Source organism: Pseudomonas sp. 05L36 (assembly GCF_056398125.1).
Map to the genome: position 1 here is coordinate 227,171 of NZ_JBFTOU010000002.1, position 21,767 is coordinate 248,937.

The following is a 21,767-nucleotide window of genomic DNA, read 5'->3' on the forward strand; positions in this document are numbered from 1 at the left end:
CGCTGTCGTGGGGGTCACCTTAGGAGTGTTGGGTGGGGGCATCAATCAAGCAGAGCGGTGGATCGTTACGCTCAGGGTAATGGTTGTCTGGACTGACGCCTTCGCGGGCAAGCCCGCTCCTACAGTGGCTCTGCGGTGCACACAAAACCTTGTAGGAGCGGGCTTGCTCCGGGCGGCGATCCGACGAAGAGGCCGGTCAGATCACCGCTGAATCAGGATCCGTTGATTAACCCGGCATCCACCAACAACGCCTCCAGCGCCAACAGATCCGGCACCTTGGCCACCTGCTCGCCCACCTGCACCGCCGCCTGCTCCAGCGCACACAACGGCACATCCACATAACTCAACTGGCTGTCGAGCTTGCAGGAGCGCGGAATGCCCTGCACCAATAGTGCGATGAACTTCAGCTCGGGGCGCCCGCCGAGGGCGTTGAGGATCACGATCCGCGCACGTTCGCCGATGACGGTTTTCTGCGCACATGCCGACTCGAAACTCAACAGAGGAATCTGCCGGTCGCGCCACATCACCAGGCCCAGGTACCACGGCGGTGTGTCCAGGTCGAAGGTCCCCGGCTGCTGGTAGTCGATCAGCTCGGCAACGGCGACGTTGGGCAGGATCAGGTTGCGGTCGGCCAATGGCAGCAGCAGGCCGGTGAGGTTGCTGGTGCGGTGCTCAAGCATGGGTCTTGCTCCACAAGGCGATGCTTTCGAGCAGCACCGATTCCTGGTACGGCTTGCCAAGGTAGTCGTTGACGCCGATGGCCATGGCGCGGTCACGGTGTTTCTGTCCGGTGCGGGAGGTGATCATGATGATCGGCAGGTGTCGCAGACGTTCGTCATTGCGCACCTGGGTCGCGACTTCGAAGCCATCCATGCGCGGCATCTCGATGTCCAGCAGCATCAGGTCGGGCACGTGTTCTTCCAGCAGCAGCATGGCATCGACTCCATCCTTGGCGGTCAGCACGTTCATGCCGTGGCGTTCGAGCAAGCGGCTGGTGACCTTGCGCACGGTGACCGAGTCGTCGACCACCATCACCAGCAGCGGCCGATGCGGTTCGGCCTCGACCTCTTGTCCTGCCGGACGCTGGGGCACACGGGCCTGCATGGCACGGATCGGCGCCAGCAAATCCAGAATCAGCACCACCCGGCCGTCCCCGAGAATCGTCGCCCCGGACACCCCTTGCACCGCCGCAAACTGCGGCCCCAGGCTCTTGACCACAATTTCGCGAGTGCCGGCCATGGCGTCCACCAGCACCGCGATGTGCCGTTCGTTGCACTGCACCAGCAGCACCGGAAACGGCAGGCTCTGACCCAACAGTTTCGGGCGCGGGCTGGTTTTCAGCAGCTCACCCAGATAGCACAGCTCGTAACGTTGCCCGGCGTATTCGTAGGTTGGCGAATCGAAACGGAAATACCCTTCGAGTTCATTGGGCAGGACACGCACGATGCCGTCGATGGTATTGAGCGGGATCGCGTATTGGTCCTCACCGCACTGCACCATCAGCGCCCGATTGACCGATACGGTGAACGGCAGGCGAATGCGGAAATGCACGCCCTGCCCCGGCACCGAGTCGATGCTCATGGTGCCGCCCAGTTGCCGCACCTCTTCGTGCACCACGTCCATGCCAACACCGCGACCGGAAATCTGGGTGATTTTTTCGGCGGTGGAAAACCCCGGTTGCAGGATGAACTGCAACACATCGTGATCACTGATGACACTGTCCGGGGCGAGCAGGCCGCGCTTGATCGCCTTGCGCCGCACCGCGTCCAGCGGTACACCCGCGCCATCGTCGCGGATGTCGAAAATGATGTCGCCGCCTTCGCGCAGCAGATCGAGGGTGATTTTGCCCTTGGCCGGTTTCCCCGTCGCCAGCCGCACGTCGACGGACTCCAGGCCGTGATCGACGGCGTTGCGCAGCATGTGTTCCAGCGGCGCGGCCATACGTTCGAGAACGTTGCGATCCATCTCGCCTTCGGCGTTGTCGACGATGAAATCCACGTCCTTGCCCAGTTCGCTGGACACCTGCCGGACGATGCGCTGTAAACGCGGGAGCATGCGTTCGAACGGCACCATGCGCGTGCGCATCAGGCCTTCCTGCAGTTCGGTATTGATGCGGCCCTGCTGTTGCAGCAGGTTTTCCGTGTCGTGATTGCGTCGTTCGAGGGTTTCCTTGAGGTCGAGCAAGTCAGAGGCCGATTCGAACAGAGCCCGGGACAGTTGCTGCAACTGTGAGTGGCGGTCCATTTCCAGCGGGTCGAACTCCTCGTAACCCAGGCGTTCGGCATCGACTTGCTGGCGGCTGAGGATCCGCCCCTGGGTTTCGGTGTCGAGGCGGCGCAACTGGTCGCGCATGCGCTCGATGGTGGTCTCCATCTCATTCAGGGCGATGTGCGCATCGTTGACCTGCTGTTCGATCCGGCCACGGAAGATCGATGTTTCACCGGCCAGGTTGACCAGATCGTCGAGCAGCTCCGCCGAGACCTTGACCATGTCCGCGCCGGCATCGGACGGCGGCGCCGGCGGCTCGGCCTTGGGTATGGTCGGCGGCGCAACCGGCACGGGCGCTTCAGGCACGGCCGGGTGGCTGAAGTTCTTGATCGCATCGATCAAACGGTCGGCCGGCGGCATCGGCTCACCGGCGCGGGCCGCATCGAGCATCTGCGCCAGGCGGTCATGGCTGCGCTGCAACAGCGCGAACAACGGCTCCGTCGGTTGCAACACGCCGGTAGACAGGCCTTCGTAGAGGAACTCCAGTTCATGGGCCAGATCGCCAATCGCGGCGATTTCCACCATGCGCGCACCGCCCTTGAGGGTATGCAGGTCGCGCAACAGGGTTTCCACTTCCTGACGACTCGAAGGCTGGGCCTGCCAGCGTTCCAGCGCCGCCCCGGAGCTTTCGATGATGTCGAAACCTTCCTCGAGGAATATTTCCAGCAATTGCGGATCATGCGCAGCCGAGTCGTTGCCGGTCGCCTGCCGGGCCGCCTCGGCGATACCCGCATGCCCTTGACGGTAGGCACGAATGGCTTCGATCAGCTCACGGGAATCGTCCAGCGGCTGGTTGGGCTGCAACTGTTCAAGGTACAACGCCAGTCGCTCATGGCTCTGTTGCAGCAGCACCGCCAGTGAATCGCTGAAGGCATAACGACGGTCCACCAGGCCCTGGTAAAGGCTTTCCAGCTCATGGGCCAGATCGCCGACCGGCCCGACCTCGGCCATGCGTGCGCCGCCCTTGAGGGTATGCAAATCCCGTTGCAGGGACACCAGCGGCGCGGCGTTGTCCGGGTCGCGCAACCAACGCTGCAAGGCCTGACCGGCGCTTTCGAGGATATCCACCGCTTCTTCAAGGAAGATCGCCACGATTTCATCGTCCAGCCCGCACCCCTCTCCTGTAGGAGCGAGCTCGCTCGCGATGGGCGTTAACGATGACGTGTTGTCATTGGATAAACGCGGCGCCTTTGAGTCCATCGCGAGCGAGCTCGCTCCTACAGGTGCAGGGGGTAGCGTGTGCTCCAGTTCGGCGGTGGCCGTACCCAATTCGCGGATGCTCAGGCTCCGGCTGCCATCGCTGCGGATCAGGCCCACGGCCGACGGGTCGAGGCTCTCGTCGAGCAGTTCGCGCAAGGCCCTGATCCGTTGCGGCTGCGGGCTGACTTCCTGGCCGGCGGCCAGTTCGTCGAGCATGTTGATCAGCGCTTCATGGGCACCCTGTGCCTCATGGAAAAACCGCTCGCTGACCGCGAGGCTGCTTTCTTCCACGGCACCGTAGAGATCGAGCAATGCTTCGCACAACTCATCCACCGGGTGCAGGTCGGCCAGATGGGCGCCTTCGCCGAGGGTGGTCAGTTCGTCCAGCAGCGCGCTGAGTTCCTGACGCTCGCCGGGGTGTTGCTGCCAACGCTGCAACAGGCTTTCGGCGTCCAGCAGGATGTCCATGCCCTGGGCGAGGAAGTTGTTGATCAGCTGCGGATCGCGCTTGATCCGCAGCCCGGTGTTCGGTGTGCTCAGGAGGTTTTCCAGTCGCTCTGCCAGCAACGCCTTGGCTCGCTCGGTCAAACCTTGGGCGCCGGGAATTTCCGCCAGCGGATCGCGTTTGAGCTGGCGTAAGCCGAGGCGGAACAGTCCTTCTGCCTCCAGCAGCAATTCGACTTCATCCAGATCCAGCGCGATCAGGTGTGCCTTGTATTCCCGGGCCAGTTGATCCAGCGGTGCGGCCAGTTCGGCAATCGGCAACACACCGGCCATATAGGCGCTGCCCTTGAGGGTGTGCAAGGCGCGCTGCAATTCGTCGCTGGCCTGCAACGGCACATGTTCGGCGGCCAGATCAAGGAAGCGATTGAGGCTGCCCAAGTGGGTTTCGGCCTCTTTGCGGAAGATCTCCAGCAACAGCGGGTCGAGGGCCGCGACATCCTGCGTATCCTCATCGGACACCGGCTCATCGCCCTTGGCCAGGGCATGGGCGCGGGCAGCCAATTGATCGACATCGCTGCGCTGGCACTGGGCATTGGCGGCGTATTCAGCCACTAGCTCCGGAAGCAGCTGCAGCACATCGCCGATCAGTTGCTGCACCGTAGCGCCCGGTTCCACGCTGCCTTCCAGTACGCGATTGAGCAGGTTTTCCACGGCCCAGGCCAGCTCGCCCAGCACCAGAGCGCGCACCATGCGGCCACTGCCCTTGAGGGTATGGAAGGCACGGCGCAGCTCACTCAGGGCCGAGCGGTCGTCAGGGTTGACCGAACAGCGCGGCAAGTACTCGCGCAGGATCTCCAGGACTTCGTCGGTTTCTTCGAGGAACACCTCACGCAGTTCCTCGTCCACCGGTTCTTCGCCCGCTGGCGGCGGCAGCAGGCTGCCCGGAGTGTTCAGGGCGGGTGGGTTCAGGCTCGAAACCGGGCTGGCAAGCACGTCGGCCAGGGTCTGGACGATCTGCGGATCATCCTGCTCCTGCATCATCTGCATGACCTGCGCATCGCTCGGGTTGAGCACATCATCAAGCACTGGCACATGCTGCTCACTGGGGAAAAACCCGAGGCCGGCCAGGCTTTTTTCCGCGACATCGAGCAGGTTTTCACCTTGCGCTTGCGGGTCATCGCTGAGGCGCTCGAGGTAGTACTCGATGCTGGTGATCACGTCGGCCAGGCTGTCCAGTTCCTGCCAGCCCGGTTGACCCGGTTCGAGCAACAGGTGCTCGCGGATAAAGTGATTGCAGGTTTCGACCAGGCTCGCCGCCCGGCCCAGCGGGATCATCGCCAGCGCGCCGCGCACCTGGGTCAGCAAGGCCGGCAGCGCCTGCAAATGCTGGCGGTCCCAATCGGCGTCGATGTAGTCGACGATCATGTCCTTGGCCTGCAGCAAACAGATGCGGGCCTCCTTGATCACGATCTGATGGATCTGCGTCAGGTCGGTGGTCGGCAGGCGGTTGTCATCCGGGCTCTCCGGCTCCACGGTACCGACCATGCCGGCCAGCGTCGCTTCGACGTACAGCAAGGCCCCGGCAACGTCCATGAGGATCGCATCGTTGGGTTCGCGCTGGCCTTGGGCGAGGCTGAGCACCACCGCCAATTGATCGATGATCACCTTGCGCGGCTGGCCGAAGCCCAGGACCGCCAGGGTGTCGGCGATTTGCCGCAGCGGCGCCAGCAGGCTGTCGAGATCAGAGGTGTGCTGGCGGTCACTGCGCACGAACAGGTCCAGACGCTCCTTGACCCGCACCAGCTCTTCGCACAGCGCTGCCAGCACCGAGCGCATGGCGTCACGGTCGGGACCGGCCAGCCGCGCGCGTTCTTCATCGACCATCGCGCTGTCGGGCAGCGCGTCGTCCAGTGAGTAGCGTTCTTTCATGGTCAGCATCTGCCCGGTGGGTTGTTCGGCCTTGGCAATGTAGAACAGCAAACTCTTGAGCAGCTCCGGCGGGGCCGGTTGGTTGATGCCGTGCATGCCTTGTTCGAGCAGGCGCTTGAGTTCCTTGTCGGCATCCTTGAACAGGCTGCGCAAGGCCGGGCTGTTGGCGATCGCACCGCCCTGCATGCCCTCGACCAGCGCCGATGCCACCTGCCATAACGGGCTCAGGGGTGCATTGGCGCACAGTGCTTCGAGGTGAGTGAAGACCTTGGCCAGGTAATCGAGGGTGGTTTCATGGTCCTGTTCACGCAGGAATCCGACCAGCGCCATTTGCAGCATCTGCCGCAGCTTGCGCAGCACATTGGGCAATTCGGCCGGTTCCAGCTGCGCCAGCGTTTCTGCGTCCAACGTCGGCAACTCGGGCAATTGCGGGCTGAACAGACTGGTTTCCGACAACAGGCTTTCGCCACGGGCGCTGCGCAGGTCATTGATCAGGGGCAACACCACCAGTGGCAAGTCGCGGCGCGCGCCTTGCACCCGGTCGAGGTAGATCGGCAGCTGTCCCAGGGCCTGCATCAACAGGTGCAACGCCTCGTCGCGATGACTGACACGGCTGCCCTGCAAGGCCATGGCCAGTTGCTCCATTTCTTCGGCGAGCAACGCCGCGCCGTAGAACTCGACCATCTGCAAACTGCCGTGGACCTGATGGATGCACGAAAGGCTTGCATCCAGCGCTTGCGTCGCCTGCGGGTCATCGAGCAGGTTTTCGATCGCGTGATGAGCCTGTTTCAGCGTTTCGGTAATCTCGCCCTTGACCCATTCGAGGGCCACATAGTCGTGCCGATCACCCATAACCACTTCAGTCACCATAGTTCTACCTGCGGGCGATTCACGCTTTGTCCACAGCCTGCGCCTTGGCCGCCGGCAAGGTGAAACCGGACACCGAACGACGCAACTGACTGGCCATTTTCGCCAGGTTGCCGATGCTGTCGGCCGTGGCGGTGGAACCCGATGAGGTCTGCGAGGTGATCTGCTGGATCACGTTCATCGTCAGGGAAATCTGACCGGCCGACGACGTCTGCTGTTGCGCCGCATTGGAAATGCTCTGGATCAGCGCAGCGAGCGTCTTGGACACGCCTTCGATTTCTTCCAGGGCCACACCTGCATCCTGCGCCAGACGGGCGCCGCGCACCACTTCAGTCGTCGTCTGTTCCATGGAGATGACCGCTTCGTTGGTGTCGGTCTGGATCGCCCGCACCAGGGTTTCGATCTGCCTAGTGGCAGCGGATGAGCGCTCGGCCAGGCGCTGCACTTCATCGGCGACCACGGCGAAACCGCGACCGGCGTCACCGGCCATGGACGCCTGGATGGCCGCGTTGAGGGCAAGGATGTTGGTCTGGTCGGCAATGTCATCGATCAGGCTGACAATGTCGCCGATTTCCTGGGACGACTCGCCCAGGCGCTTGATGCGCTTGGCGGTGTCCTGAATCTGCTCGCGAATGTTGTCCATGCCGTGGATGGTGTTGTGCACCACCTCGTTGCCCTTGTTGGCGATTTCCACCGAGCGTTCGGCAACCGCCGAAGATTCCGCTGCGTTGGCCGACACTTGGTCGATGGACTCGGCCATGTCGTTGATGGCCATGGATGCCTCGGAAATCTGCTGGGCCTGATGTTCCGACGCCTGGGCCAGATGCATGGCGGTGGCCTGGGTTTCCTGCACGGCGGCGGCGACCTGGCCGGCGGTGAGGTTGATGGTCGCGACCAGATCGCGCAGCTGGTCGACGGAGTAATTGATCGAGTCGGCGATGGTGCCGGTAAAGTCTTCGGTCACCGAGGCCGTCACCGTGAGGTCGCCGTCGGCCAGGTCTTCGATCTCGTCGAGCAAGCGCATGATCGCGTTCTGGTTACGCTCGTTTTTCTCGGCGGTTTCGTGCAACTGACGATTGGTTTCGCGCACCATCACCATGCCGATCAGGATGATCGAAGCCAGCGCCAGCAAGCCCAGCACATAACCGCCTATGGTGTCGGTGGTGCGCCCGCCGACCATGTTTTCGAACCCGCTGGCCAGGTGTGAGGCTTCGTCGAGCAGGGTTTGCGACAGGCTGAAAATGTTCGAGGCCGATTCGCGGACCTTGAACAGCTCCGGTGAGGTTTCGAGGATCTCGTCCACCGAACCCGATACGAATTCGAACAGCTCGGAGATTTCCGCGAGACGCGCACGGGCGTCACGATCCTCGACCTGGCTGACCTTGAGCGCCGGGTCGCCCTGGAGCATGCCGTTGAGCACCTTGCCAAACTGCGTTGCGTCACGCCCGAATGCATCGGCGGCCTGCTGTGAATTTTCGTCGCCGGCCAATACCGTGTTGACCGCGCCGAGGATCCGCTCGGCCAGCAGCGACTGGCGCTGGGCCATGGCCACCTGGGCCGCCGGGGCGCCCCGTTGCAGGAGGATCTCGACGACTTTTTCGTACTCGACCTGCAACTGCGGCACGGTTTCGGCCAGGGTCGCGGCGACCTGATGCAGCGACAGTACGGTTTGCTCGCTGGAAAGAATCGCATCGGTGTTTTTCAGCAGGCGCTCCCAGTCCTGTTGCACCGCGCGCATCTCCGGACGCACGGTAGCAGGGGCCGGCGGCAGGCCGGTGGCCGGGTCGCCTTTCTTCAGGTAACCCCAGCGCTGGGCAAAATCGTTGCGCGCATCGCTGAGCAACTTGAACGCGGCAGCCTTGCCGGCGGCGGCTTCGGTGGCGTTCTTGGCGATACGCTGGGACAGCACGCGCAGTTCGCCCGCGTGGCCGATGTACTGTTTGTCGTAGGTAGCCTGGGTGTTGAGGTACGCGAAGTTGGCGAACAGCAGCATGATGAAGACGATCAGCGCGATGAACAGCACGATAATCTGCGACCGGCTGCGCGACCCTTCCAATGGCTTGCCTGCTTTTGCTTTTATCATCGGTCCTCGCCTGTTAACCCACTTTTGGGCAGCTTGCCGAAATCCCTGTAGGAGCGAGCTTGCTCCGGGCGGCGCTCCGACGATGGAGCGTCAGCTACATGGGTGTCGACTGATCCACCATCGCGAGCAAGCTCGCTCCTACAAAGGTCCGTGTTTACACCGCGACGTTCATGAACCCCTGGGACTGCGTCAACGCAAACGGGCTGAACACCTGCCAGCACTGCTCGCGCTGAAACCGGCCTTTGACGAACGCCGCCACCGGTCCCTTCAACTCGTCTGCCGGCACCGGTTCCAGGCTGTCCTGGGCAAAGTGCTGGAGGCCGAAGACTTCATCGACCAGCAACCCGGCAAACACCTCTTCATGTTCCACCACCAACACCCGCCGCTGTCGGCGCACCGCCGAAAGCTCGTGCCCGAAGAAACCGCACAAGTCCATGACCGGCAGCAAACGCCCGCGCAGGTTGGCGACACCCTTGACCCAGGGTTTGACCCCCGGTAGCTGAGTGAAGCGCGGTTCGTGCAGGACTTCGCTGACTTCGCTCATGGGCGCGACATACCAGTGCTCGCCCAGGCGAAAACCGATGCCGCTCCAGCTGTCCCGCCGGGGTGGCTGGGACGGCAAGTCCGCCGCCAGCAAACGACATCGCCGGTCGATTTGCAGCAGCAGTTCAAAAGCCGTCAGCGACTCGTTCATGACCTGACGATCAACCGGCCAGCACGTTATTCAGGGTCTTGATCAGGGTGTCTTCATCGACCGGCTTGGTCAGGTAATCCTTGGCGCCCTGACGCGTGCCCCAGACCTTGTCGGTTTCCTGGTCCTTGGTGGTGATGATGATCACCGGGATGTGTCCGGTTTCCGGATCCTTGGTGAGCTGACGGGTCGCCTGGAAGCCGTTGAGGCCGGGCATGACAATGTCCATCAGCACCGCGTCGGGTTTTTCCTGGCGGGCCAGGGCCACACCGTCGGCGCCGTTTTCGGCTTTCAACACTTCATGACCGTGCTTTTCCAGCATGCCGGTCAGTTTGTACATTTCGGTCGGCGAATCATCGACGATCAGAATACGTGCCATGGTCTTCCCCATTCTTGTCGACGCCGGGCCCGATGGCCGAGCGTCACTGTGCGTGTCCTACTGCGGCAAAACGGCGGCGAAGCCAGGAACATGGGCCTGGATCGCATCAAGCAATTCTTCCTTGCTGAAAGGCTTGGTCAAAAACTGGTCGGAGCCGACGATACGCCCCTTGGCCTTGTCGAACAGCCCGTCCTTGGACGACAGCATGATCACCGGCGTGGACTTGAACGCGCTGTTGTTCTTGATCAGGGCGCAGGTCTGATAGCCATCCAGGCGCGGCATCATGATGTCGACAAAGATGATGCCGGGATGGTTGTCGACAATCTTGGCCAGGGCATCAAAACCGTCGATGGCCGTGATGACCTCACAACCCACGTTCTTGAGCAGCGTTTCGGCGGTGCGACGGATCGTCTTCGAATCGTCGATCACCATGACCTTCAAGGCGCTGGGGTGCTGTTCCATAAAATGCTCTACCGTCGCCTTTGCGAAACAAATTGTCCGTTTGCCGGTTAACGCGGCTCGAAACCCTTGATGCTCAAGGGCCGGCACGATCTGGCAGCCTTTTTAGCACAGTCTCCAAAACCAATCTATCGGCCGACCCGCAAGGTGGTTTTTCCTTGACCGGGAACACACTCAGCGCCACTCTGACGCCACTTTTTATACGGTCCTTCGGACTGATCTTCTGTGGGAGCGAGCCTGCTCGCGATGGTCGCCAACGATGACGCGTGTCCGCAGGCCAAACGCGGAGTTCTGAAGTCCATCGCGAGCAGGCTCGCTCCTACAGGGATCGGCATAGGCCTCACACACTTCAGAGGAAAACCCAATGAGCGTTCGCGTCGGGATTGTCATGGACCCTATCGCCAGCATTTCCTATAAGAAGGATAGCTCGCTGGCCATGCTGCTGGCCGCGCAAAAGCGTGGCTGGGAGCTGTTCTACATGGAACAGCGCGACCTGTATCAGGGCGAAGGCCAGGCGCGGGCGCGGATGCGTCCGCTGCAGGTGTTCGCCAACCCGGAAAAATGGTTCGAACTGGGCGCCGAAAGCGACGTGCTGCTGAGCGATCTGGACGTGATCCTGATGCGCAAGGATCCGCCGTTCGACATGGAGTTCGTCTACTCCACTTATCTGCTGGAACAGGCCGAGCGCGCCGGTGTGCTGGTGGTCAACAAGCCGCAAAGCCTGCGCGACTGCAACGAAAAACTGTTCGCCACACTGTTCCCGCAGTGCACGCCGCCGACCATCGTCAGCCGTCGCCCAGACGTCCTGCGCGAATTCGCCGACCACCATGGCGATGTGATTCTCAAGCCGCTGGACGGCATGGGCGGCTCCTCGATTTTCCGCCACACCGCCGGCCACCCGAACCTCTCGGTGATTCTCGAAACCCTGACCTTGCATGGCCAGCAGCAAATCATGATCCAGGGCTACTTGCCGGCCATCGTCGATGGCGACAAGCGCATCCTGATGATTGACGGCGAGCCTGTGGATTATTGCCTGGCGCGGATTCCGGCCCAGGGCGAAACCCGCGGCAACCTCGCCGCCGGCGGCCGTGGCGAAGCCCGCCCGCTGACCGACAAAGACCGCTGGATCGCCGCGCAAGTCGGCCCGACCCTGCGTGAAAAAGGCCTGTTGTTCGTTGGCCTGGACGTGATCGGCGAGCACCTGACCGAGATCAACGTCACCAGCCCGACCTGCATTCGCGAGATTGATAATGCGTTTGGCACCGACATCGGCGGCCTGTTGATGGATGCCATCGATCAGAAGCTCAAGGCACGTTGATTAGCCAAACCAACATTGCGTTATCATGCGCGGCCTGTAAAAACGCGATGTTGGTTTCCTTGTCATGACCCTCCCGTCCGATCTGCCTGCCGAACTCGCCCACCGTGGCGTGCGCCCGGCCGATCGCCTCGGTTTTACCCTGTTTCTGGCGGCGCTGATCCACCTGGCCTTGCTGTTGGGTGTCGGGTTTGCAGTGGTCGAACCCAAGCAGATCAGTAAAACCCTGGAAATCACCCTCGCCACCTTCAAAAGCGAAAAGAAGCCTGAAAAGGCCGACTTCCTCGCCCAGCAGAATCAGCAAGGCAGCGGCACCTTGGATAAAAAGGCGATTCCCAAGACCACCGAGGTCGCGCCGTTCCAGGACAACAAGGTGCAAAAGGTCACGCCACCGCCGGCCGCCAAGCCTGAAACGCAGGAAGCTTCGCCCAAGGCGGCTGTGACCACCGTGGCACCGAAACCGAAAAAAGCCCCCGCCAAGACCGAGGAGCCCAAGACCGAGGTCAAACCCCAGGTCCAGGCACCGACGTTCGACAGTGAGCAACTGTCCAGCGACATCGCCAGCCTCGAAGCGGAACTGGCCGCCGAACAACAGCTGTACGCCAAGCGCCCGCGCATCCACCGCTTGAGCGCAGCATCGACCATGCGCGACAAGGGCGCCTGGTACAAGGACGAATGGCGCAAGAAAGTCGAGCGCATCGGTAACCTCAATTACCCTGACGAAGCGCGGCGCAAACAGATCTACGGCAACTTGCGCCTGATGGTGTCGATCAATCGCGACGGTTCGCTGTATGAAGTGCTGGTGCTGGAGTCCTCAGGCCAGCCGCTGCTGGACCAGGCGGCGCAACGGATCGTCCGGCTGGCGGCACCGTTTGCGCCGTTTACCGGGGATTTGTCGGATATTGACCGGCTGGAGATCATCCGCACCTGGAAGTTTGCCCGTGGGGACAGGCTCTCCAGCAATTGACCGGCATATCCCCTGTAGGAGCTGGCTTGCCAGCGAATGCGCCTTCAAGATCGCCTTCGCTGGCAAGCCAGCTCCTACAGACAATCAAACTCAAGTAAACATCGACTCTCCAGCTTGTCAGTTTGCCCCTCGAACGCCACACTAGCGCACATGAAAAACGTCAGCCCCAGCTACCTCAAGCATCAATTCCTGATCGCCATGCCACACATGGCCGACCCGAACTTTGCGCACACCTTGACCTACATCGTCGAGCACACGGCCAATGGTGCCATGGGGCTGGTGGTCAACCGTCCGCAAGAGCTGAACCTGGCCGATATCCTTGAGCAATTGCGCCCGGATATCGAACCGCCCGCGCTCTGCCAGCATGTGCCGATCTTTATCGGCGGCCCGGTGCAGACAGATCGCGGCTTCGTCCTTCACCCCAAGGGGCTGAGTTTCCAGGCAACCGTTGATCTGGAAGACGAATTATCCCTGTCGACCACCCAGGACATACTGTTCGCCATCGCTGACGGCGTCGGCCCGGCAAAAAGCCTGATCGCCCTCGGCTATGCCGGCTGGGAAGCCGGGCAGCTGGAGGCCGAACTGGCGCAGAACGCCTGGCTGACCTGCCCGTTTGACGCCGACATCCTGTTCAACACCAGCAGCGAACTGCGCCTGGAAGCGGCGGCCAAGCACCTGGGCATCAACCTCAGCCTGCTGACCAGCCAGGCGGGGCACGCCTGATGGCCCTGCGGCTGATTCTCGGATTCGACTACGGCACCAAACAGATTGGTGTTGCGGTCGGCCAGGTGGTCACCGGCCAGGCCCGCGAGCTGTGCACGCTGAAGGCGCAGAACGGCATTCCTGACTGGAACCAGGTCGAAGCCCTCATCAAAGAGTGGAAACCCGATGCCGTGGTGGTCGGCCTGCCGTTGAACATGGACGGCACCCCCAGTGACATGTGCGCCCGCGCGGAAAAGTTCGCCCGGCGCCTGAACGGCCGCTTCAACCTGCCCTTCTATACCCACGATGAACGCCTGACCACCTTCGAGGCCAAGGGCGAACGCCTGGCTCGTGGCGGCCAGAAAGGCAGTTACCGCGACAACCCGGTCGATGCCATCGCCGCCGCCCTGCTGCTGCAAGGCTGGCTCGACGAGAATGGCGCACTGTTCGAATCCTGAAGAGCCGCTACGCGCCTCTATTAGCTACAACAACCCGAGCCACCTTGCGCACAAGCCGGCTCGGGCCCAAGAAGGAGCAACCATGAGCCTGCCCAATCCCGCCGAACTGATCAGCCAGATGGCCACGCGCCTGAAGGCCCACCTGGAGCACCGTGGCATCAGCGACCCGCGTTTCATCGGCATCCGTACCGGCGGCGTCTGGGTGGCCCAAGCCCTGCTCAAGGAATTGGGCAGCGATGAGCCCCTCGGCACCCTGGACGTGTCCTTCTACCGCGACGATTTCAGCCAGAACGGCCTGCACCCGCAGGTTCGCCCTTCGGCGCTGCCGTTCGAGATCGAAGGCCAGCACCTGGTACTGATCGACGACGTACTGATGAGCGGCCGGACCATCCGCGCCGCCATGAACGAACTGTTCGACTACGGCCGCCCGGCCAGCGTGACGCTGGTGTGCCTGCTGGATCTGGACGCCGGCGAATTGCCGATCCGCCCGAACGTGGTGGGCGCCACCCTGTCGCTGGCGGCCCACGAACGGGTGAAGCTGTCCGGCCCCGAGCTCGCGCTCGAACTGCAAGACCTCGCCCTTTAATTCGCCCTATTGAGAGTCCCCCTTGCGATGACGCCTCTAGAAACCAAGCGCCCGCTGCAGCTCAATGATCAGGGCCAGCTGCGCCACTTCCTCTCGCTCGACGGTTTGCGCCGCGAGCTGCTGACGGAAATCCTCGACACCGCCGATTCCTTCCTCGAAGTCGGCGCCCGGGCCGTCAAGAAGGTCCCGTTGCTGCGCGGCAAGACCGTGTGCAACGTGTTCTTCGAGAACTCGACCCGCACCCGCACCACCTTCGAACTGGCGGCCCAGCGGCTCTCGGCGGACGTGATCACCCTCAACGTGTCCACCTCGTCGGCGAGCAAGGGCGAAACCCTGCTCGACACCCTGCGCAACCTGGAAGCCATGGCTGCCGACATGTTCGTCGTGCGCCACGGTGATTCAGGTGCCGCTCACTTCATCGCCGAGCATGTCTGCCCACAAGTGGCGATCATCAACGGCGGCGACGGCCGGCACGCGCACCCGACCCAGGGCATGCTCGACATGCTGACCATCCGCCGGCACAAGGGCGGGTTCGAAAACCTTTCGGTGGCCATCGTCGGCGACATCCTGCATTCGCGGGTCGCGCGTTCGAACATGCTGGCCCTGAAAACCCTCGGTTGCCCGGACATCCGCGTGATCGCGCCGAAAACCCTGCTGCCGATCGGCATCGAGCAATACGGCGTGAAGGTCTACACCGACATGACCGAAGGCCTGAAAGACGTCGACGTAGTGATCATGCTGCGCCTGCAGCGTGAACGCATGACCGGCGGCCTGCTGCCGAGCGAGGGCGAGTTCTACCGCCTGTTCGGCCTGACCACCGCGCGCCTGGCCGGCGCCAAGCCCGATGCCATCGTGATGCACCCGGGGCCGATCAACCGTGGCGTGGAAATCGAGTCGGCAGTGGCCGACGGCCCGCATTCGGTGATCCTCAACCAGGTGACCTACGGGATCGCCATTCGTATGGCCGTGCTGTCCATGGCCATGAGCGGGCAGACTGCCCAGCGTCAATTCGAGCAGGAGAACGCCCAGTGAAGCTCAGCATTCTCGGCGCCCGCGTGATCGATCCGGCCAGTGGCCTGGATCAAGTGACCGATATCCACATTGAAGCCTGCAAAGTCGTCGCCCTTGGCACTGCGCCAGCCGGTTTTATCGCCGTCGACACAATCGACGCCAAAGGCCTGGTGGCCGCTCCCGGCCTGGTAGACCTCAACGTTGCCCTGCGCGAGCCGGGTTACAGTCGCAAAGGCTCGATCGTCAGCGAAACCCGCGCAGCGGCGGCTGGCGGCGTGACCAGCCTGTGCTGCCCGCCGAAGACCAAACCGGTGCTGGACACTTCCGCGGTGGCCGAACTGATCCTCGACCGTGCCCGCGAGGCCGGCAACACCAAAGTCTTCCCGATTGGCGCCCTGAGTAAAGGCCTGGACGGTGAACAGCTCGCCGAACTCGTCGCTCTGCGCGATGCCGGTTGCGTGGCCTTCGGCAATGGCCTGGAGAGTTTCCGCAACACCCGCACCCTGTGCCGGGCGCTGGACTACGCAGCGACCTTCGACCTGACGGTGATTTTCAACTCCCAGGATCACGACCTGGCCGAGGGTGGCTTGGCTCACGAAGGCCCGACCGCCAGCTTCCTGGGCTTGCCGGGCATTCCGGAAAGTGCCGAGACCGTCGCCCTGGCCCGCGATCTGCTGCTGGTTGAACAGACCGGCGTGCGCGCACACTTCAGCCAGCTCACCAGCGCCCGCGGTGTTGAATTGATCGCCCAGGCCCAGGCCCGAGGCCTGAAGGTGACCGCGGATGTCGCCCTGTACCAGCTGATCCTTACCGACGAAGCGCTGATCGACTTCAGCAGCCTGTATCACGTCCAACCGCCGCTACGCACCCGCGCCGACCGCGAAGGCCTGCGCGCAGCGGTGAAATCGGGGGTGATCTCGGCCATCTCCAGCCATCACCAACCCCATGAGCGTGACGCCAAACTGGCACCGTTCGGCGCGACCGAGCCAGGCATCAGCAGCGTTGAACTGCTGCTGCCACTGGCAATGACCCTGGTCGAAGATGGCTTGCTGGACCTGCCGACACTGCTCAAGCGCCTGAGCGCCGGTCCTGCCGAGGCCTTGCGCCTGCCGGCAGGCAAACTGGCGGTGGGTGGTGCGGCGGACATCGTGCTGTTCGACCCGGCGGCCTCGACCGTGGCGGGTGAAAGCTGGCTGTCCAAGGGCGAAAACTGCCCGTTCTTTGGCCACAGCCTGCCGGGTGTGGTGCGTTACACATTGGTGGATGGGCGGATCAGCCACCAGGCTTAAAAACAAAAGATCGCAGCCTGCGGCAGCTCCTACACGGGAATATGCATTTCCCTGTAGGAGCTGCCGCAGGCTGCGATCTTTTGATCTTCGCTTATCGACTCTGCGCATTACGCACAGAAACCTGGTCATTCAACGTCCAGAAGTCATATAGCCCTCCTGCCCCTCCTCCACTGCCTTTCCCCAAACAGCACATCCGCATCAAGAATACTTCTACAAGCGATGGTAAATAAAACTATCCAATGAACAGATGCTTCTGACTTCTCACCATCTGCGCGAAAAGAGCTTCGCAACATACAGAAATATCCTACAAAGTTATTGAATGCAGATTCAACGCCTATCATCTAGCATAAAAACAGCACAAGGAAACATCACTACAAACACCATGAACACAAAGCACTAACAAGGAGCAACACATGAAAAATGGACTTACTCTACCTCCTATCGTGATAAAAGGAACAACGGGAAATTCAGGCGGTTTTACTGTTAACCCTGGATTCAGCTGGGGGGCATATGGGATTGCAGATTGGCAGGGCGCAGGTGAGGCCATCATCACCAACGACGGGCAAACTTACTCACTCCCACTGTGCGATGGCCCTGTTATTTCCTCAGCCGAAATGGATATGTTCCATGATTGGCTAGAAATGAAAAGCGGTATAAAAGCCTTTACCTATGAGTTGCAAATGGTGGGCAGAGCAATTAACAACGATGCCCTTGGTGCTATTCAGGACCTTTGGAAAATCACGGAGAGTGACAACTACCTACTAAACAGCTCCTCGATCGTCACTCATGCCTATTTCAAGAACAAACTCGTAAACTTCAGTCTTGCCGACACCTTCGCTGCACAACAAAAACTAAGCAGCCTAGACGCCCTGATCAAAGTAGCATCGACAAGTCTGTACAACATCAAATATGAAACACAAACAACCGAGCTATCAGGGGGAACATTTAGCCCTGTCAAAGCATTTGCTCACTACCTATGGGGCAATGGAGAGAAACTGCGAGTCAATATAAATAATATAGGCCTCGACATAAAGGCGAGTGAAATTCCGCTGCTAGCCAACACCATAGCCAGCACCAGAGAATCTGGAAGGTACTATTTATCTGATCCAAAAGTACCTTACGACACTAATGACGACAGCAAAATCACAGGACATTATCTAGGGCGAATAACATTGAAAATCGAAGGAGATTTTACAAGAGAAGAAAACGGCTCTTGGATTTTTGAAGGAACTGCAAAAGCCTATACTGACTTATACGACTTCAACGAAAGCAACAGATCAACACTACTCGAGATTTTAACCACAGCAGGCAGGGTATTCTCAGGAACAGATTATGAAATCGACATAACAGGAGAGCACAAAATAAGGCTAACTGGAACTGGCTTCCAGCCGGATCTGCTCTAGATAAATCCCTTAGAGTTTTCAACTATCGACTGCACTCAAGAAGAGCCCACATGAAGACTCTCTACAAACACCTGAACTACATCTACCCTTTACTTTTAGCGATCACTTCCAGCGTAGCAATATTTACCATAGAAAAAAATTTGAGCACAGGCATTTACGACATAGATCGAGACTCAATCGGAATACCAATAGGTGCAATCCTGATTGCGGGCTTAGTGTTATTCATATTTCACCTAATGCAAATATTTTTATACAGAAAAGCCCGCCACACCAATTCAACCTTGATAAAAATATCAGCATTAATAATTGCAATTGCATCGCTTGCGATTCTCGCCGACAGCATAAATTACTGGGCCACCCCAAACCACTTCATCATTTCAATCTTCTACAGCTTCAGCACAATGGTATTTTTAACGCTTCAACTTCAATTACTGAAAGCATTTCAGTAACCACTCATAGGCTGTAACTCAAGCAGGCAGATAGCTGGATCAGTCACCAGACGTAAAACCCTGCGGCGAGAGGGTTTGCCCTCTCGCCGCAGAAATCAACGACTCTGCGCATTACGCACCGACACCTGGTCATTCAACGTCCAGAAGTCATACAGCACGCCAATAAAGAACAGCCCACCCGTCACCAGGTACAGCAACCCGCTGATCCATTTCCCCTGATACATCCGGTGCACGCCGAACACCCCGAGGAACGTCAGCAGGATCCACGCCACGTTGTATTCGATGGGACCCGCGGTAAACCGCAGGTCAGCCTCGCGATCCATCGCCGGGATCAGGAAAAGGTCGATCAGCCAGCCGATCCCCAGCAAGCCAAAGGTGAAGAACCAGATCGTCCCGGTCACCGGTTTGCCGTAATAGAAGCGATGAGCGCCGGTAAAACCGAAAATCCACAGCAGGTAACCGATCACTTTGCTGTGGGTGTCTTGCTTCTGGACAGCCTGTTGATAGGGGTTCATGAATGGTCTCGATTCAGACGATAGATAAATATTCTTTAATTCTTTGTGACTTTTTTACAGGCATCCGACGTATGGCAAATGCTACCTTCACTCCCGTCAAAGCCTTGTAACACCGGACTTCTGTCCGACAATTGCGTCATTTTGCCGCTTTTTTGCCACCATTGCCCTCCAGATTGAATCGACCAACGGCCTCGGAAGCGGCAAAAAAGCTGTTATAAAGTTGCGCGCTAACTTATTAAGAGCCTTGCCTAATGCGTTCATTTTTCAAGACATGGCTAACCATTTGCCTTTTGATGCCACTGGCCGCCCACGCCACCAATCGTGAGCAACGTCTTCCTAACGTTAATGGTTACACCCCAAAATCCCATGTTTCTGCTCCTTCGAGCAAAGACAAAAAATCCGCCAAATATGCTCCGACCCTGGCCAGCGACAAAAGCGGCCTGGTTCCACCGATGGGTACCAAGGAAAGCAGCAACGTGCTGAGCCGCGCGGTGAACGTCCTTGGCACTCCCTATCGTTGGGGTGGCAGCAGCCCAAGCAAAGGCTTCGATTGCAGCGGCCTGGTGAAGTACGCGTTCAACGACGCTACGTTCGACCTGCCACGCACCTCCAATGCCATGGCCAGCGGTCATGGGGAAAAAGTCGATCGCAACGACCTGAAGCCGGGCGACCTGATTTTCTTCAACATCAAGAGCCGTCGGGTCAATCACGTCGCCATTTACCTGGGCAACGATCGCTTCATCCACGCGCCACGTCGCGGCAAGTCGGTGTCCATCGACACTTTGAATAAACCGTACTGGGAAAACCACTACGTGGTTGCCAAGCGGGTTCTGCCGAAAGAGCCGAATCAGTTGCGGGTTGTTCAGCGCTGATTGAAGCAAGATCAAAGGATCGGGCCGCGTTCGGACGATCTTTTGCTTTCAGGGCCATCAAAACCCATCCGGTGACCGCGCCTTCTCCCGCGCATGGTCACGACTGATCAAGCCCTTGGTCACCAGGTCCTTCAAGCTCATATCCAGCGTCTGCATGCCCAGCGCCCCTCCCGACTGAATCGCCGAGTACATCTGCGCCACCTTGTCCTCGCGGATCAGGTTCCGGATCGCCGACGTCCCCAGCATGATTTCGTGGGCCGCGATGCGCCCGCCGCCGATCTTCTTCACCAGGGTCTGGGACACCACCGCCAGCAGCGACTCGGAGAGCATCGATCGCACCATCGACTTCTCGTCCCCCGGAAACACGTCCACCACACGATCGATGGTTTTCGCCGCCGACGTGGTGTGCAGCGTGCCGAACACCAGATGACCGGTTTCGGCGGCGGTCAACGCCAGGCGAATGGTCTCCAGATCGCGCATCTCGCCCACCAGAATCACATCCGGGTCTTCCCGCAGTGCCGATCGCAAGGCGGTGGCGAAGCTGCGAGTATCGCGATGGACTTCACGCTGGTTGATCAGGCACTTGCGCGGCTCATGGACAAACTCGATAGGGTCCTCGATGGTGAGGATGTGGTGATGGCGATGGGAATTGAGGTAATCGATCATCGCCGCCAGCGTGGTGGACTTGCCGGAACCGGTCGGGCCAGTCACCAGCACCAGGCCACGGGGCGCGTCGGTCATTTTGCGAAACACGTCCCCCATGCCCAGTTCGTCCATGCCCTGCACTTTCGACGGGATGGTACGAAACACAGCGCCCGCGCCACGGTTCTGATTGAACGCATTGACCCGAAAGCGCGCCACACCGGGCACATCAAAGGAAAAATCGGTTTCCAGATGTTTCTCGAAATCCACCCGCTGGGCGTCATTCATGATGGCATGGATCAGCGTCTGCACCTGTTGGTGATCCAGGGCCGGCAGATTGATGCGCCGCACATCACCGTCAACCCGAATCATCGGCGGCAGGCCGGCAGACAGGTGCAGGTCGGATGCGCCCTGTTTCGCGCTGAATGCCAGCAGTTCGGTGATATCCATAGCGCCCCTCAATTCCAGTAGAATGCCGCGAACCTTCAGACCGCTGGCGCCTCTTGATGTCCACCATAGCAGACAACATTCTCGAAGTTAGTTCGCGCATCCATGCCGCAACACTCGCCGCCAACCGCGGTGAAAACAGCGTCCATCTGCTGGCCGTGAGCAAGACCAAACCCGCACAAGACCTACGTGAAGCCTACGCCGCCGGCCTGCGCGACTTTGGCGAGAACTACCTGCAGGAAGCGCTGGGCAAGCAGCTCGAACTGGCCGACCTGCCCTTGATCTGGCACTTCATCGGCCCCATTCAATCGAACAAGACTCGTGCTATCGCCGAGCACTTCGACTGGGTGCATTCCGTGGATCGTCTGAAAATCGCACAACGCCTGTCCGAACAACGTCCCGCCGATTTTCCGCCCCTGAACATCTGCATTCAGATCAATGTCAGTGGTGAAGCCAGCAAATCCGGCTGCACCCCGGCTGACCTGCCGGCCCTGGCCAACGCCATCAGCGACCTGCCGCGCCTGAAACTGCGCGGGTTGATGGCAATCCCCGAGCCGACTGAAGATCGCGCTGCCCAGGATGCCGCTTTCGCTGCCGTGCAAAGCCTGCAAGCCAGCCTGAACCTGCCGCTCGACACACTTTCCATGGGCATGAGCCACGACCTCGAGTCAGCCATTGCCCAGGGTGCCACTTGGGTGCGGATCGGTACCGCCCTGTTTGGCGCTCGCGGCTCTTCACAAATGCACGGCCAGCCATGAGCCATGGCCGACACCTCTCTTTATAAGGACCTG

The 21,767-nt window shown here is 60.3% G+C and carries 19 protein-coding genes; 11 read left to right on the plus strand and 8 right to left on the minus strand.

Annotated features, from left to right (window positions below; translation table 11 throughout):
- Positions 1 to 212: 212 nt before the first annotated feature.
- The 6 genes from AC1DKH_RS02845 to pilG all read right to left on the minus strand — a co-directional run bounded on the left by AC1DKH_RS02845 (position 213) and on the right by pilG (position 10,323).
- Positions 213 to 680, minus strand: a complete 468-nt coding sequence (locus tag AC1DKH_RS02845; protein ID WP_477797358.1) for a chemotaxis protein CheW — start codon at positions 678 to 680, stop codon at positions 213 to 215.
- Positions 673 to 6,693, minus strand: a complete 6,021-nt coding sequence (locus AC1DKH_RS02850; protein WP_477797442.1) for an Hpt domain-containing protein — start codon at positions 6,691 to 6,693, stop codon at positions 673 to 675. The genes AC1DKH_RS02845 and AC1DKH_RS02850 overlap by 8 nt, the downstream gene beginning before the upstream one ends.
- A gap of 37 nt (positions 6,694 to 6,730) precedes the next feature.
- A complete protein-coding gene (locus tag AC1DKH_RS02855; protein WP_477752491.1) occupies positions 6,731 to 8,791 on the minus strand; it encodes a methyl-accepting chemotaxis protein in 2,061 nt (686 codons plus the stop codon).
- A gap of 154 nt (positions 8,792 to 8,945) precedes the next feature.
- The gene (locus AC1DKH_RS02860) at positions 8,946 to 9,485 is read right to left on the minus strand and encodes a chemotaxis protein CheW (protein ID WP_477797359.1); all 540 of its coding nucleotides are present in this window, start codon (positions 9,483 to 9,485) and stop codon (positions 8,946 to 8,948) included.
- Between the two features lie 10 nt (positions 9,486 to 9,495).
- Positions 9,496 to 9,861: a twitching motility response regulator PilH gene (gene pilH / locus AC1DKH_RS02865; RefSeq protein ID WP_007897961.1), complete on the minus strand. Its 366-nt coding sequence runs from the start codon at positions 9,859 to 9,861 to the stop codon at positions 9,496 to 9,498.
- A gap of 57 nt (positions 9,862 to 9,918) precedes the next feature.
- On the minus strand, positions 9,919 to 10,323 hold the full coding sequence (gene pilG / locus AC1DKH_RS02870; protein WP_090451937.1) for a twitching motility response regulator PilG: 405 nt from the start codon (positions 10,321 to 10,323) through the stop codon (positions 9,919 to 9,921).
- A gap of 361 nt (positions 10,324 to 10,684) precedes the next feature.
- Between pilG and gshB the strand changes: the two genes are divergently transcribed.
- The 9 genes from gshB to AC1DKH_RS02915 all read left to right on the plus strand — a co-directional run bounded on the left by gshB (position 10,685) and on the right by AC1DKH_RS02915 (position 18,500).
- Positions 10,685 to 11,638, plus strand: a complete 954-nt coding sequence (gshB, locus tag AC1DKH_RS02875; protein WP_477797360.1) for a glutathione synthase — start codon at positions 10,685 to 10,687, stop codon at positions 11,636 to 11,638.
- A 64-nt stretch (positions 11,639 to 11,702) separates the two neighbouring features.
- Positions 11,703 to 12,602: a TonB family protein gene (locus AC1DKH_RS02880; RefSeq protein WP_477797361.1), complete on the plus strand. Its 900-nt coding sequence runs from the start codon at positions 11,703 to 11,705 to the stop codon at positions 12,600 to 12,602.
- Between the two features lie 150 nt (positions 12,603 to 12,752).
- On the plus strand, positions 12,753 to 13,325 hold the full coding sequence (locus AC1DKH_RS02885) for a YqgE/AlgH family protein (protein ID WP_477797362.1): 573 nt from the start codon (positions 12,753 to 12,755) through the stop codon (positions 13,323 to 13,325).
- Positions 13,325 to 13,762 carry a Holliday junction resolvase RuvX gene (gene ruvX, locus AC1DKH_RS02890; protein ID WP_057398155.1) on the plus strand — a complete coding sequence of 146 codons (438 nt, stop codon included), beginning with the start codon at positions 13,325 to 13,327 and terminating at the stop codon, positions 13,760 to 13,762. Before AC1DKH_RS02885 ends, ruvX begins: the two co-directional genes overlap by 1 nt.
- An 82-nt stretch (positions 13,763 to 13,844) precedes the next feature.
- Entirely contained in the window at positions 13,845 to 14,348 is a 504-nt protein-coding gene (gene pyrR / locus AC1DKH_RS02895; RefSeq protein WP_448109664.1) for a bifunctional pyr operon transcriptional regulator/uracil phosphoribosyltransferase PyrR, read from the plus strand.
- Positions 14,349 to 14,375: 27 nt separating this feature from the next.
- A complete protein-coding gene (locus AC1DKH_RS02900; protein ID WP_007939362.1) occupies positions 14,376 to 15,380 on the plus strand; it encodes an aspartate carbamoyltransferase catalytic subunit in 1,005 nt (334 codons plus the stop codon).
- The gene (locus AC1DKH_RS02905) at positions 15,377 to 16,648 is read left to right on the plus strand and encodes a dihydroorotase (protein ID WP_477797363.1); all 1,272 of its coding nucleotides are present in this window, start codon (positions 15,377 to 15,379) and stop codon (positions 16,646 to 16,648) included. The genes AC1DKH_RS02900 and AC1DKH_RS02905 overlap by 4 nt, the downstream gene beginning before the upstream one ends.
- 413 nt (positions 16,649 to 17,061) lie before the next feature.
- A complete protein-coding gene (locus AC1DKH_RS02910; RefSeq protein WP_477797364.1) occupies positions 17,062 to 18,051 on the plus strand; it encodes a lipid II-degrading bacteriocin in 990 nt (329 codons plus the stop codon).
- 50 nt (positions 18,052 to 18,101) lie between these two features.
- A complete protein-coding gene (locus tag AC1DKH_RS02915; RefSeq protein ID WP_477797365.1) occupies positions 18,102 to 18,500 on the plus strand; it encodes a hypothetical protein in 399 nt (132 codons plus the stop codon).
- Positions 18,501 to 18,595: 95 nt separating this feature from the next.
- Here the strand turns inward: AC1DKH_RS02915 and AC1DKH_RS02920 are convergent, their stop codons facing one another.
- On the minus strand, positions 18,596 to 19,015 hold the full coding sequence (locus AC1DKH_RS02920) for an NINE protein (RefSeq protein WP_477797366.1): 420 nt from the start codon (positions 19,013 to 19,015) through the stop codon (positions 18,596 to 18,598).
- 251 nt (positions 19,016 to 19,266) lie between these two features.
- On the opposite strand from AC1DKH_RS02920, the gene AC1DKH_RS02925 reads away from it, so the two are divergent.
- The gene (locus tag AC1DKH_RS02925; protein WP_477797367.1) at positions 19,267 to 19,887 is read left to right on the plus strand and encodes a C40 family peptidase; all 621 of its coding nucleotides are present in this window, start codon (positions 19,267 to 19,269) and stop codon (positions 19,885 to 19,887) included.
- A 57-nt stretch (positions 19,888 to 19,944) separates the two neighbouring features.
- Here AC1DKH_RS02925 and AC1DKH_RS02930 read toward each other — a convergent pair whose 3' ends face one another.
- Positions 19,945 to 20,979 carry a type IV pilus twitching motility protein PilT gene (locus tag AC1DKH_RS02930; protein WP_477752499.1) on the minus strand — a complete coding sequence of 345 codons (1,035 nt, stop codon included), beginning with the start codon at positions 20,977 to 20,979 and terminating at the stop codon, positions 19,945 to 19,947.
- Positions 20,980 to 21,035: 56 nt separating this feature from the next.
- Here AC1DKH_RS02930 and AC1DKH_RS02935 point away from each other — a divergent pair, with 56 nt between their 5' ends.
- The gene (locus AC1DKH_RS02935) at positions 21,036 to 21,734 is read left to right on the plus strand and encodes a YggS family pyridoxal phosphate-dependent enzyme (protein ID WP_477797368.1); all 699 of its coding nucleotides are present in this window, start codon (positions 21,036 to 21,038) and stop codon (positions 21,732 to 21,734) included.
- Positions 21,735 to 21,767: the final 33 nt, after the last annotated feature.

What these genes read in the sequence shown, in the direction of transcription:
- AC1DKH_RS02845 (WP_477797358.1), bottom strand. Translation starts at nt 680, where the DNA reads ATGCTTGAGCACCGCACCAGCAACCTCACCGGCCTGCTGCTGCCATTG.
- AC1DKH_RS02850 (WP_477797442.1), bottom strand. Translation starts at nt 6,693, where the DNA reads ATGGGTGATCGGCACGACTATGTGGCCCTCGAATGGGTCAAGGGCGAG.
- AC1DKH_RS02855 (WP_477752491.1), bottom strand. Translation starts at nt 8,791, where the DNA reads ATGATAAAAGCAAAAGCAGGCAAGCCATTGGAAGGGTCGCGCAGCCGG.
- AC1DKH_RS02860 (WP_477797359.1), bottom strand. Translation starts at nt 9,485, where the DNA reads ATGAACGAGTCGCTGACGGCTTTTGAACTGCTGCTGCAAATCGACCGG.
- pilH (WP_007897961.1), bottom strand. Translation starts at nt 9,861, where the DNA reads ATGGCACGTATTCTGATCGTCGATGATTCGCCGACCGAAATGTACAAA.
- pilG (WP_090451937.1), bottom strand. Translation starts at nt 10,323, where the DNA reads ATGGAACAGCACCCCAGCGCCTTGAAGGTCATGGTGATCGACGATTCG.
- gshB (WP_477797360.1), top strand. Translation starts at nt 10,685, where the DNA reads ATGAGCGTTCGCGTCGGGATTGTCATGGACCCTATCGCCAGCATTTCC.
- AC1DKH_RS02880 (WP_477797361.1), top strand. Translation starts at nt 11,703, where the DNA reads ATGACCCTCCCGTCCGATCTGCCTGCCGAACTCGCCCACCGTGGCGTG.
- AC1DKH_RS02885 (WP_477797362.1), top strand. Translation starts at nt 12,753, where the DNA reads ATGAAAAACGTCAGCCCCAGCTACCTCAAGCATCAATTCCTGATCGCC.
- ruvX (WP_057398155.1), top strand. Translation starts at nt 13,325, where the DNA reads ATGGCCCTGCGGCTGATTCTCGGATTCGACTACGGCACCAAACAGATT.
- pyrR (WP_448109664.1), top strand. Translation starts at nt 13,845, where the DNA reads ATGAGCCTGCCCAATCCCGCCGAACTGATCAGCCAGATGGCCACGCGC.
- AC1DKH_RS02900 (WP_007939362.1), top strand. Translation starts at nt 14,376, where the DNA reads ATGACGCCTCTAGAAACCAAGCGCCCGCTGCAGCTCAATGATCAGGGC.
- AC1DKH_RS02910 (WP_477797364.1), top strand. Translation starts at nt 17,062, where the DNA reads ATGAAAAATGGACTTACTCTACCTCCTATCGTGATAAAAGGAACAACG.
- AC1DKH_RS02915 (WP_477797365.1), top strand. Translation starts at nt 18,102, where the DNA reads ATGAAGACTCTCTACAAACACCTGAACTACATCTACCCTTTACTTTTA.
- AC1DKH_RS02920 (WP_477797366.1), bottom strand. Translation starts at nt 19,015, where the DNA reads ATGAACCCCTATCAACAGGCTGTCCAGAAGCAAGACACCCACAGCAAA.
- AC1DKH_RS02925 (WP_477797367.1), top strand. Translation starts at nt 19,267, where the DNA reads ATGCGTTCATTTTTCAAGACATGGCTAACCATTTGCCTTTTGATGCCA.
- AC1DKH_RS02930 (WP_477752499.1), bottom strand. Translation starts at nt 20,979, where the DNA reads ATGGATATCACCGAACTGCTGGCATTCAGCGCGAAACAGGGCGCATCC.
- AC1DKH_RS02935 (WP_477797368.1), top strand. Translation starts at nt 21,036, where the DNA reads ATGTCCACCATAGCAGACAACATTCTCGAAGTTAGTTCGCGCATCCAT.